Origin of the sequence: Roseibium sediminicola, from assembly GCF_023156505.1 — a bacterium.
GTDB classification, from domain to species: Bacteria; Pseudomonadota; Alphaproteobacteria; order Rhizobiales; family Stappiaceae; genus Roseibium; species Roseibium sediminicola.
Window position 1 is genome coordinate 1 of the sequence record NZ_JALNMJ010000047.1, and the last position, 12190, is coordinate 12190.

General features: G+C 57.2%; 8 protein-coding genes and 4 pseudogenes. 7 read left to right on the plus strand and 5 right to left on the minus strand.

What is annotated here, in order from left to right; genetic code table 11:
* Window positions 1-1224: IS110 family RNA-guided transposase (locus M0H32_RS28870; RefSeq protein ID WP_248160172.1), on the minus strand; the 1224-nt coding region annotated here is incomplete at its 3' end.
* 136 nt (window positions 1225-1360) lie between these two features.
* Between M0H32_RS28870 and M0H32_RS28875 the strand changes: the two are divergent.
* The 3 genes and pseudogenes from M0H32_RS28875 to M0H32_RS28885 all read left to right on the plus strand — a co-directional run.
* Window positions 1361-1663: pseudogene (locus M0H32_RS28875) on the plus strand (integrase core domain-containing protein); the annotation flags it as partial.
* Window positions 1664-1769: 106 nt separating this feature from the next.
* Window positions 1770-2303, plus strand: coding sequence for a hypothetical protein (locus M0H32_RS28880; RefSeq protein WP_248160173.1), 534 nt, complete (start codon window positions 1770-1772; stop codon window positions 2301-2303).
* A gap of 20 nt (window positions 2304-2323) precedes the next feature.
* Entirely contained in the window at window positions 2324-3031 is a 708-nt protein-coding gene (locus tag M0H32_RS28885; protein ID WP_248160174.1) for a hypothetical protein, read from the plus strand.
* Between the two features lie 208 nt (window positions 3032-3239).
* Here M0H32_RS28885 and M0H32_RS28890 read toward each other — a convergent pair.
* The 3 genes and pseudogenes from M0H32_RS28890 to M0H32_RS28900 form a co-directional block, all read right to left on the minus strand.
* Window positions 3240-3825 (minus strand): annotated as a pseudogene (locus tag M0H32_RS28890) (transposase); the annotation flags it as partial.
* Window positions 3826-3892: 67 nt separating this feature from the next.
* Window positions 3893-5419, minus strand: coding sequence for a group II intron reverse transcriptase/maturase (gene ltrA / locus M0H32_RS28895; RefSeq protein WP_248160175.1), 1527 nt, complete (start codon window positions 5417-5419; stop codon window positions 3893-3895).
* A 651-nt stretch (window positions 5420-6070) separates the two neighbouring features.
* A pseudogene (locus M0H32_RS28900) lies at window positions 6071-6876 on the minus strand (transposase); the annotation flags it as partial.
* 76 nt (window positions 6877-6952) lie between these two features.
* On the opposite strand from M0H32_RS28900, the pseudogene M0H32_RS28905 reads away from it, so the two are divergent.
* From M0H32_RS28905 to M0H32_RS28920, 4 genes and pseudogenes are all read left to right on the plus strand, one after another.
* A pseudogene (locus M0H32_RS28905) lies at window positions 6953-7949 on the plus strand (IS110 family RNA-guided transposase).
* Window positions 7950-8962: 1013 nt separating this feature from the next.
* Window positions 8963-9418 carry a DUF3846 domain-containing protein gene (locus M0H32_RS28910; RefSeq protein ID WP_248160176.1) on the plus strand — a complete coding sequence of 152 codons (456 nt, stop codon included), beginning with the start codon at window positions 8963-8965 and terminating at the stop codon, window positions 9416-9418.
* Window positions 9419-9421: 3 nt separating this feature from the next.
* Entirely contained in the window at window positions 9422-10267 is an 846-nt protein-coding gene (locus M0H32_RS28915) for a methyltransferase (protein WP_248160177.1), read from the plus strand.
* A 12-nt stretch (window positions 10268-10279) separates the two neighbouring features.
* Entirely contained in the window at window positions 10280-10516 is a 237-nt protein-coding gene (locus tag M0H32_RS28920; RefSeq protein WP_248160179.1) for a hypothetical protein, read from the plus strand.
* A gap of 674 nt (window positions 10517-11190) precedes the next feature.
* Here the strand turns inward: M0H32_RS28920 and M0H32_RS28925 are convergent.
* Window positions 11191-11643 (minus strand): Ros/MucR family transcriptional regulator, encoded by a 453-nt coding sequence (locus M0H32_RS28925; protein ID WP_248160181.1) that lies wholly within the window; start codon window positions 11641-11643, stop codon window positions 11191-11193.
* Between the last annotated feature and the right edge of the window lie 547 nt (window positions 11644-12190).

The window sequence follows — 12190 nt, forward strand, 5'->3', positions numbered from 1 at the left end:
ACGGGTAAGAAACAGGCGATCATCGCCTGCACCAGGAAGCTCCTGACCATTCTCAACGCCATGGTCAGAGACGACAAGGAATGGCAGCCTATGATCACATAACAAACACGGTTGCTTCGAGATGTAGCGCTCGAACTTGTCACGGAAGCTGTTGGTCCGCTTCAGAACAGCGGTCTGCCCAGCCATCCAGAGGTTGCGGCGCAGCCGGGCATTGCCGTACTTCGAGATACGGCTCTGACCGCGGAACATGCCGGACTGCACGGTGGCAAGGTCCATGCCGCAGAACTTCAGGAACTGCCGGTGGTGTCGGAACCGACGCAGATCACCTGCCTCGGCCAGGATGGTCATGGCGTTGATCGGACCGATGCCAGGAATGGTGGTCAGCAGCTGATAGTCCGGCAGATCGGAGAGAAGCTCAACCGCCCGGGCCTCGATCTCATTGCGCTGGCGGACAAGGCTTCTGCCTTCGGCGAGGACCAGGCGGAACATGCGAAGAGCGTCAGAGTCCGGTTCTACGGGTAAACCAACAGAGTCTACGGCCGTTGCGTAAATGTCTGAAAGTAAGCGCTCTTTGGAGACCCTCTTGCCCACTACCTGCCAAGCGTCTGCGATGAAGGCTTCCTGGCTCATGGCCGTGATCATCGTTGGTGTTGGATACTTCTCGAGGAACGCCAGAAACCAGTCGGTTCGCGAGCTTCGGTGAAAACGTTCGGCCTCGGGGAAGTAGAGCGGCAGGTAATGAGTCAGGATGCGATGCCAAAGCTCGGTCTTCGAACGTGAGACGATCTCATGCGTCTTCGACAGCTCCTGGATGTCGGCGGTCCCAACGACCAGCGGGTCATGAAAGAACTGCACGGCGCCGATCTCCAGCATGTGCAGGATGACCTGGGCGTCCTTCGGATCATTCTTGTCCCAGCTATTGTGCAAAGCCTCACGTGTCCGGGCGAGGCCGACAGAGGAAACAAGCTTGAGGTCGAACCCGGCCTGTCCGAGATGATGCGTCAGGGGTCTATGATAGTTGCCGGTCGCCTCGAACCCGATCCTCACTGGCAGTCCGTAGCTGACGAGCACAGCAGACAAGCGATGGAAGTCTTCCAACGTGTTCATGATCGTCATGCGCCGGCGGCGCTTCTTGTCTGGGATCCCAATCAGGACCTCGTGACGGTGCTTGGAAATGTCGATGGCGACCAGGACGGTCGAGGCGATAGAATGGGTAGTGGTCATAGCCGGTCTCCTCAGCAGTGTGGTTCAGCAAAACCACTGTTGAGACCTGAGACCCGGTTATGGCCACCCGCTGCGCGATGGGGAGGCTGCGCGCGCGGCCATAACCTGTCGGCAGCGCCTGTTCCCGACGTGCTACGGCACCGAACTCACGTCGAACGCCATGCTCAAATGGCAGCAGGACCGAGGCGTGGATTGGCACTACATAGCGCCGGGCAAACCGATGCAGAATGGCATTGTGGAAAGCTTCAATGGGCGCCTGAGAGACGAATGTCTCAACGAGCACCTGTTCCGCACCTATCGCCACGCCAGAGAAATCATTGAAGACTGGAGGATCGACTACAATCTGAACCGACCACACACGAGCCTTGACGGGCTCACCCCATACGAATTTGCAACCCGGTCCATAACGGACCACAACGTGAACAGAGCTAACTTATAAACGCGGACAATCGGGGGAGCAGGTCACAGAAAAGAAATCTTCCTTCTCCAGCAGCGTTTCCAGCTTTCTATCCAAGGCAGGCTGGGCATTGGGAGAGTTGTTCGGGGTGTCAGCGGCGCACGCGCTGTCCAGGCCGAAAAACCCGAACCATGCCAACCAAACAGTGCAGGACTTCTTGAACAGCCCTGAAGGCAAGGCTGGCAAGTGGCAGAGCGGAAAAGTTCACTATACGAAGTCCGGCCGCAAGTTCGTTCCAGACCTCCAGCGCGTTGTGCGTGATGGAAAGACCAACCGGCTCAAGTATGAATTTATGGAGTTCAAGGGAGGCAAACAGTCCAACACTCGTCATAACCGGGTGCAGGCGTCGAAATACCTCGAAGCAAAGGCGCACGGCGTTTATAACAGTCAGGGAAAATCCGTCGGAAACGTGAACAAGACCACTTATGTGGCCCATCGCAATCAGTTTGGGCGAAGCACACAAACGCGGGCACTTGGTAAAACGATGTCCCAGTTCCGTGTTCGAACGCTTGATGGAAACACGGGCGGTCGATTGGTCCCATTCAATTCGCAGAAGTTGTCCCCTAGAATTCCTGGTGGCAGGAACAGGGGTGGAACCGGCGGATTGATGCTCCTTAATTAATGAGTTGTGGATGATCTAACATGATTTCCGAAAATCGCCTTTCAAAATCCAGCTACCGCAAACCGAAATTGCGTTATCGAAGCCAGTTTCCGACCCGGATTGATTGGGACAACAAGTTTCCGCATTTTGTTCGGCCTGACCTCGAAAAGCGTCCAACCAGACGACCTCAGGCGCGGAAGATGCAGCAGGAGTTCCTGAAAGACAAACAGCACTACATCGAATCTCTGAAGGCTTTCCTTGCCGAATATGGGATCGACCTGCAACCAACGGAAGACGCTTTGCAGAAAGTTGGTGAGTTCTTTCTCGAAAACGCCGATGCCGACGAAGAGAGCGAAAATATCCACGCCGAATGGTGGATGTTTCTGCTCCTGGTGATGCTCTATCTAGGTGAAGTGGCTTTTCTCTTGGACAAAAGTGGTACCTTGAAATGGGACGTCGTGAACATTGCCCCGAAAGGTATGACGCCTAATTTTTCCTACGTGTTGGACTGGGGCGATCCTGACATGGATTGGGGTATCGAAAATCAGCTACTTGACTATGCCTATGGAGTGATATCTTCAAAAAGCAAAAATCCTAATCTATTTTCGCTGCTCGTGAAGGAAGCTCTGTTCCTTGCAAACCGCACTGACCTCCCCCAGAAATACGACGATATGGGGCTCGATGCCTGCCTGGAACTTACATTCGACGATTTCCGGAAATTGAAGGCGGACGTGGGCGATGTGGCCTAGCGTTCGAGCAAGAGGTTTAGCGTCCAGCTACCGCAAACCGAAATTGCGCTATTGAAGCAAGTTTCCGACCCGGATCGATTGGGACAACAAGTTTCCGCATTTTGTTCGGCCTGACCTCGAAAAGCGTCCAACCAGACTGTCCGTCGTCAGGTAAATTGAGACATCAAGCGGCCTGACTAAAGGAGGGTCTGGCACATCTGGGTTTCAGTTAAGCAGCGGATTTGGCGTGCTGCAAGCGCCGTTGTTTCATGGTCTTCCTCTTGATCATTTCCCGTTCGAGCAGGATGGTCTGGCCGAGCCCGGTATAGACGTCGACCGGGGTGAGATTGTCCAGGCTCTCGTGCCTCTCGGCGTTGCAAGCAACGCCTGCCGGCCAGCGGATAGCGCCGATGGTTGTAGTATCCGATAAAGGCGTCGATCTGCGCTTCCAGGTCTTCTGGCAGAAAGTAGTTTTCCAAGAGGATCCGGTTCTTCAGTGTCTGATGCCAGCGCTCGATCTTGCCTTGGGTCTGCGGATGATAGGGGGCACCGCGCGTGTGCGTCATGCCCTTTCCGGCAAGATATTCTGCCAGATCGCCAGAGATGTAAGACGGTCCGTTATCTGAGAGAAGTCTCGGGCGATGGACGACGTTGACTTCATCAAGCCCGGAGGCCTCCAGTGCCAGATCGAGTGTGTCCTGAACATCGCTCGCGGCCATGCCGGAACAGAGCTTCCAGGCGATGATGTATCGGGAGAAGTCGTCCAGCACGGTGGACAGATAGAACCATCCCCAGCCGATCACCTTCAGTGGAGTAAGAAGCGCATTTGCGCTTCTCCTCCCCGAACCGTACGTGCACCTTTCAGCGCATACGGCTCTCCATTCAAACTTGGCCCATGGCCATGGCAACATCATGATAGCGCGAGGTGACGGTGCTGCGGGTTTCACTCCGGAAGATGTATGGATTGACCTCCGGATTGCGCCAACGGAACTGAGCCTTCGGGCTTGAGACAAGCCGTTGCAGGTCTTTTCCGATGGCCTCACCACGTTCATTACGACCGTAAACGAGCCAGGTTTTCGCCTTGCCCGGTTCAGGGGCTCTGAACCACTTCCGCATCAAAGGTTTGATACGGCACCGGTACTTATGCCCCAGCCAGTGCGCCATTTTCCAGAATACGACATGGTCGATGCGCCGGAAGACGTACGCCCTGAAGTCGGTGAACTTGTAGAACGCTGCCCAACCCGCCAACTGACGGTTCAGACTGGCGATCATATCGACCGTACCGACACTATGATTGCCGGAAAGGGTCTCGGTCAGTTTGCGGACAAACGCCTTGGCCTTTTCCCTGGGTATCGTCGTGACAACGGACATACGTCCGTTCGACCCTCGCTTGCGAATGATCCGGTGCCCCAGAAAGACGAACCCGTCATCGACGTGGGTGATATGGGTTTTCTCCATATTCAGCGTCAACTTCAGGCGGTCTTCCAGAAAGGCCCGGCACTCCTCACGGATTTCCTCTGCATGGGCCTTCGTCCCCTTGACGATGACGACGAAGTCATCGGCGTAGCGACAATAGGCTATCGCAGGTTTCCATTGCCGGTTCTCCCGAACCGTGATGGGGCGTCCCTGCTGTATGCCGAAGTTCCATGCCCAGCGATCCTTGCGGGCTTTCCGGTTCAGGTATTTCGCCTCCAGCCAGACATCGAACTCATGGAGCATAATGTTGGACAGGAGCGGTGACAGCACGCCACCTTGCGGAACACCCTCGCTGGCAGCCCTGAACAGGCCACGGTCAGTGTGGCCCGCCTTGAGAATACGCCAGAGGAGATCGACAAACCGTCCGTCCCGCACCCGCCTCCGTACGCATTTAAGAAGCAGCCGGTGATGGACCGTGTCGAAGTAGCTTGCCAGATCACCTTCGATGATCCAGCGGCCCTTCGTGCCACCGCCATCCTGAAGCTGGATCTTCACGGTGCGGACAGCATGATGCACGCTGCGTTCCGGCCGGAAGCCATAGGAGAGGCGATGGAAGTCGCTCTCCCAGATCGGCTCCATGGCCATCAGCATGGCGCGCTGGACGATGCGGTCTGTCAGGGTCGGTATACCCAGCGGTCGTAGCTTGCCATTGGCTTTCGGGATATAGATCCGCTTGACCGGCTTCGGGCAATAGCTACCCTTCAGCAGGTCAGTCCGCAGATCGGTCAGATGGTGATCCAACCCGGCCTGCATCCGTTGCTTATCTATTCCGTCAATGCCCGGGGTCCGGGCGCCGCTTGACGCCAGAACAATCCGTGCGGTCTCGGCAAGCCATTCCCGGTCGGCAATGAGCCGAAGAAGACGATCGAACCGGCGGTTCGGATCGGCCTCGGCCCATGTTGCGAGCTTGTGCTGCATTTCGCTGATTATCAAAGGTCTTCACCTCATCTGGTCAGGTAATTTGCACTCCAAGCAGATTGAACTGTTCCCCTTCACCATGTGACGGGCTTTCCCCGCCTCGGATTACTACGGGAACTCCGCCAGCATGATGGACATCAGGGTCAACTCCCTTGTGACGCAGAACATCACGGGCATTCCATCATGCCTTCCCTCGTTCATATGCTGGACGTCTTCGTATTGGTGAGGCTGCCGGTCGCAGTCTTTTCCCTTGCGTTCCGCAAGTCGATGCCGATGCCATGGTCTGGCTGCATTCTCCCCATGGCGCCCTGCGAGCAGCCTACATATACGCTCGCACTCAAAGCCGCTGACATACGTGTCCAGCGCTCCATCGACATTCCGCCTGTAAAGCCGTGTAGGCGAAGGCGACATTCCAGCCCTCAGATGCGGGTGAACCGGTTCGTGTTCCTCAACCTTCCAATACTTCAGCCTCGGGAACCATCTCGGCGTAACGGCTTCGCCTCAATCCCCTTTACCTGCGGGCTACGTCACCCTGCCAGTTGACGGCAGGTCACCGCCGCTTGGGCTCATGCCCCCTTGCAGCAGAGGACAAGGCAATCTTCCATTCCTCCTTTCTCAATACATTCCAGTCATATGCACCCCGGTCCAGCCGGGTCGAGGCGCACAATACGTAAAATCGGTCTGCCAGAGCTGGTTGGGCGCCGTGGTTTTCTCCCGGAACTCATCGGCGGCTTTCATCACGATGAAGGCCGGACTGGTGATGAGGTCGCAGGTCCTCAGAAGCCTGTAAACACTGGCTTCCGAGACGAAGTAACGACGTTCGTCAGTGAACTTGATGGCCAGCTCTCTGGGGGACAATTCAGGCTCGTCGAGCGCCATTTCGAGCACCTGCTCACGTACGGAATTCGGGATACGGTTCCACACGCGGCCTGAGCCGCCGCGCCGGTCTTCCAGTGCCGCTTCGCCGAACCTGCGATACAGATCGTACCTGCGATAGAAGGTTGGCGGCGACACGCCGATTTGTTCCAGCGTCCTTTTCACCGGCTGGTGCGATTGCTCGACCAGTCGGATGATTTCAAGCTTTTCGGATGCGGGGTATCTCATTCGATATCCTCCCCATCCCCGATCACGCTTTTTTTCAGAATGCGATTTTCCAGCGTCAGGTCGGCGACGACTTCCTTCAGGTCGCGCATTTCACGCTTCAAGCCCGTCACCTCGCCGGATGTCGCCTGGCGCTCGGTGTCACCCGACAGTCGCTTCTTGCCAGCTTCGAGAAACTCCTTCGACCAGGTGTAGTAGAGCCCCTGCGCGATCCCCTCACGCCGGCACAGTTCAGCGATCGAATACTCCCCACGCAAGCCTTCCAGCACGATACGGATCTTCTCCTCGGCTGAGAATTTGCGCCGGGTCTTCCGGCGAATGTCTTTTACATGCTTTTCGGCCGACTCCTGCGGCCCGGATTTCTGTCTCATCTTATGGAATGGACGCCCCTTGCACCTGAACCGATAGTTTCTTGGCCAATCGTGGCAGACGAGAGGAGTTCACAAGATGCAACTACTGGCGATTGATTTGGGCAAGCAGTCTTTTCATGTTCACGGGATAACGGATGATGGCGAAGTGGTTTCCAAGAAGGTTGGCCGATCGAGACTCGCAGCCACCGTCCAAGAGCTGTCCCCGGAAACCGTCGCCATGGAAGCCTGCGCCAGCGCACATCATTGGGGCCGGCGTTTCGAAGCCATGGGGTATCCGGTGCGCCTCATTCATCCACGCTTCGTAATGCCATTTGTCAAAGGGTCCAAAAATGACGCGGTCGATGCCGAGGCGATCCATGAGGCTGCACTGCGCCCGACTATGCGGTTTGTGCCAGTGAAAACGACGGAGCAACAGGATTTGCAGATGCTCCATCGAACACGCGACCGGCTTATAACGCAGCGTACCGGACTGATTAATCACATTCGCGGCCTCCTGGGGGAATATGGCGTCGTCATTGCGGTCGGCGCCTTTCGGTTCCGCAGGGACATCGGGAACGCCGTCGCCGAAGCAAAGCTGTCGGCTCTGGCAACTGAGAATTTCAATGCGTTGATCGCAGAGTTTCAGGCGCTAGATAAACGCATTGCCGAGATCGACCGAAAACTCGTTGCGATCTGCCGAACTGATGAGCGCTGCAAGCGCCTGTCGACACTTCCGGGGGTGGGGCCGGTGATTGCCACCGCATTGATCGCTGCCGTCGATGACGGGCGCCACTTCTCATCAGGTCGAGCGCTCGCGGCATGGATCGGTCTGGTTCCCAGGCAATACACGACCGGTGGCAAGCCCCGGCTCGGCGGCATTGGCAAACGAGGCAACCAGTACTTACGCCGTCAGCTCATACACGGTGCCAGGTCCGTGCTGATCAGGATCGCCAAACGCAGTGATCGGCGCGCGAAATGGGCGCAGGACTTGCTCGCGCGCAGGCCACAACAAAACGCTCGTGGCAATCGCCAACAAAACAGCACGCATCGCTTGGGCGGTGTTGCGGAGCGGAGAAAACTACAAAGCGGCGTAACAGGTCTATAAAAATCCCGGAAAGCTTCGGCTTCCAAGAATGCGAGGTGATATGACGATGGTGTAACGGCAGGGGCCGCCAGTTCATAGCCTGCAAGGAGCGATGGCCACAGAAGGCCGGTCATCTTAAAAGGCACTGAAACCAGCGGATCCCATCAAGGCCAGAAGCAAAATCCGCTTCAATCAAAGCCGGATAGATTCACGCATCCAATGTCGTTGGTGCCATCGCCGAAAAACACCTTGCGCAGGGGGCGTCCATAGAATCGCTCCCTTGGCGGGCTACGATGTGCCAGAAATCCTCCTTAGGTAATTTCGCCGATATGTCTCATGGTTGCTGACGGGGAACAGTTACCTCAGGAGGCAATTGAGGTTTTATGCGCGGTATTCTGCATCGTGATGCAAGCCGTTGCTGCCCAGCCGTTTATTATATTCGATACTCAACAAATGTTTGAAATCAATGCGCGCTGACTGGTCGAGCGTGGCTCCTTCTAAAGGAGTCGAATGGAATTGACGCTAGGTGATACCAACCACAAGCATCCCCATCAACGTGTTGCGCCAGCAGGAGAGCAGTTTCACGGCTAAACCGGCCCGCTGGCGCGGTCATTGTCACTTGGCCGTAGGAAAGGGGCCGCGCGGCTTCCCCTCTCCCACAAGGGTAAAATCAGGTCTCCCCATCCTTCCGCACTCCATGAACCGGCTGCGCCGGCTCCCTCCGTTTGTGCAGGACCAGGCGTGAATTCGCGTGACCGCGAACCCACACCTGGCCGTTCCGGTGGGAGATGCCCCTCCTGATTTTGCCCTTGTCCCTCTCCCCTTCGCTCTCGCCGCCGAGGTCTCAGGAGCAGGAGCCGGGCTCCTGCCCTTCGGGGCAGAACCCGCTTCGCGGATTGGGAAAAAGGAGAAAATCCAAATGACAGTCGTCAAAATCGCCGCTGAAATTATCAGTCTGGGCCTGTTCCTGACCAGCCTTTTCGGCCTGTGCCGTGTGTTCGCAGGCTGAGGGAAGGGGACAGCATGACCAATACATCCGTCACCGTCACCGCGTTTTTCTACGACAGCTTCTGCGGGGCAATCGCAGATATCTCGCTGAGCAAGGAAAGCTACATCGATGAGGTCAAACAGCGCATTGGATGCGGCCTGTTCGATGTCGTCCGCATCAATGACCATCACGATGTTTTTCTGGATGACAACGGGCTCGCAGACGGCCTGCACACCATCGCTCACCTCAAGAACTTCCCCAATCCCCTTGCCGGAAACCTCGTCATTGTCGGCAGGGATGAGAATGGAGACATTGCCGAACCGCGCATGACCGTCGAGGAGATCGCGGCGCTGCTCACCGTCTATCGCCCTGTCATGGACCCGGAAATGGCTACTCTTGAAGGCCCTGACCTAATCGGATTTGGCCTGTCGGGTTTCCAAATCCGGATTGAAAAATGCGCGCCTGTCATCGTTGTAGACGGGGAGTTTTGAGCCATGGCGAAACTCACCAAACCGCAGCGCAAGGCCCACGCGGAGGCCGAGGCGATCCTGACCAAGGATCGCCTGAGCGACGACGAAAAAGATTTCGTGTTCCAGAACTGGCACGAAGGCGCGAACCACATCAACGGGGCATCCGGGGCGTTCTTTACGCCCTGGGGGCTGGCTGCAGACTTCTCCATCGATGCCGGGGGCGCTGGCAGCCGCGTCATCGATCTTTGCTCGGGGATCGGAATCCTGTCCTACTTCCTTCATCACCGTGCGAAATGGGCCGACAATTGCCCGGACCTGACATGCGTTGAACTCAATCCCCGATATGTCGAGGTTGGCAGGAAGCTGTTACCGGAGGCCCGATGGATCTGCGCCGATGTCTTTGACTGGCGAGACTGGCAAAGGGAGCTTGGTGGAGAGCGCTTTGACGTGGCCGTGTCCAATCCGCCGTTCGGTACCGTGAAGCGCTCAGACAATGGACCGCGTTATCGTGGACGCCAGTTTGAGTTTCACGTGATCGACATCGCGGCCGAGCTCGCCGACTACGGCGCGTTCATCGTGCCGCAGACGTCCGCCGCCTTCCGATATTCCGGCGCGCAATGCTTTCAGCGGGTTGAAACCGGTCCTGCGGCTGAATATCAGAAGTTGTCAGGGTTTCGCATGCATGAAGGCGCGGGCGTCGATACCTCGATGTACAAGGACGATTGGAAGGATACCTCGATCATTTGTGAAATCGCCTGCTACGAGTTCGCCCAGGACCGCGCCCGGCAAAGACAGGTGCAGGAGCGCCTAAGCGCCCTGCCGGTTCCGGCCGTCCCGGATCGTCCCGCTGAACAGCTCGCCTTGCTGTGAGGGGAGGGGACAATGGCTCAGATCCGAAAAGTCAAAGTCTATGACATCGATTCCGGGCTCGGTGGAACGCACACAGTTTCCATTGTCGATGAATGGCGGGATAATCGCGTTATCGTTCGGGTCTGGTATGGCAGGGCTACGCCGACCGGTTGGGAGTCCTGGCCGGATTGGGACGGCTACAGGTTCGAGGCGGCCCGCGACCAGTTAACGAACCCGAGAGTTTTGCAGCTCTACAAAGAGGGCGACTGATTCAGTTTTGAGGGGCAAAAGCAGCAGCGCCGGGCCAGCGGCGCGACCGGGCAAGATTGGCTCGCCCGGCTGTGGCAACAGCCTTGCCGCTCTAACGGAGGTAACGACGATGTGGCTTTTGCCAATAAGCGTTACCCTTAGATACACAAAGACCCGGAAGGGCTGGTCAATCCTGATCCGGGTCCAAGTGGTTATCTAAGGAACGGCGCGGCGGGGAAACCTGCCGCGTCACTCCGGATCTCAATATAGGTCATTTCTCCAAAATCGCCAAGCCCCGGCCGTTTTTCCGGCGCGTCGAGCGCCAAAAAAACGGATCAAGGGGCGCCCCCTCCGGCCCCGCCCCTCAATACTTCCCTCCCACGCATGAAAACCGCCCTGCAGGCGGTTCACTGTGTCAGCCTGTTTCGACGGTCTTCGCGCCGGCCTCCTGATCGGCATGGAGCGGTCTACGCGGAAGCTGACGAAGGACGGCGATCTGAGCGGCAGACTCTAGGCCCCGCGTCCTTTCTTCAGCATCCGCTTCGGATACAGCGTCAAACTGCAGTCCGATAACGACAACACCAAGTCCGCCAAGACCGGCTGACACAGCGGCCCCGCATCCCTCAGGGGATGAGGGGTTGTTCATGCTCCCAGCGAGATGCTTCTTCAATCAGCGAGACCGACCGTCAGGATCCTCAAGTTTTGGAACGCGGTTTCCTCGGCTTCCGCGCGCCCTTCTGGCCAAGGCCCATCTTCTTCGCAAGCTCGGATCGGGCCGCCGCATAGCCCGGTGCGACCATAGGATAATCGACAGGCAGGCCCCATTTTGCCCGATATTCTTCCGGGGTCAGATCGAAATGCGTCCGCAGATGCCGCTTGAGCGATTTGAACGTCTTTCCGTCTTCCAGGCAGATAATGTGCTGGTCCGTCACGGATTTCTTGATCGGCACCGCAGGTTTCAGCTCTTCGATGGCAGGTTCTGAAGCGTTTTGAGCCGTGGAGGAAAGGGCCGAATGAACGCTCGAGATCAGCGCGGGGAGATCACTCGAGGCAACCGTATTGTTGCTCACATAGGCCGAAACGATGTCCGCTGTTAGATCAACAAAAGCAGGCTCAAGAGAAACGTTCACTTGCGGAGTTTCGGACATAAGAATTCCTTTTCGGAAATGACATAAACGTAAGTTCTGAGCCGTTTCTAGGCGCGTTATACCACCAAGTAAATAGGTTCACGCGGGACCCGATGGGCACGGCTCTAGTCGATGTGCTCCCCGAGCCGGCCGCAAGCGTCCGTCTCGGCCTTCGGTAACGATCCTCCCGCCTCCGGGCTTCGCCCTGCGCACTCCGCTTGCCATCCCCAAATAGTCCGCCCCGCAGGCGGTCATTGCCGGCAAGGTAGGAGAGGGGCCGCGCGGCTTCCCCTCTCCCACAAGGGCAAAATCAGGTCTCCCCATCCTTCCGCGCTCCATGAACCGGCTGCGCCGGCTCCCTCCGTTTGTGCAGGACCAGGCGTGAATTCGCGTGACCGCGAACCCACACCTGGCCGTTCCGGTGGGAGATGCCCCTCCTGATTTTGCCCTTGTCCCTCTCCCCTTCGCTCTCGCCGCCGAGGTCTCAGGAGCAGGAGCCGAGCTCCTGCCCTTCGGTGCAGAACCGGCTTCGCGGATTGGGAAAAAGGAGAAAACCCAAATGACAGTT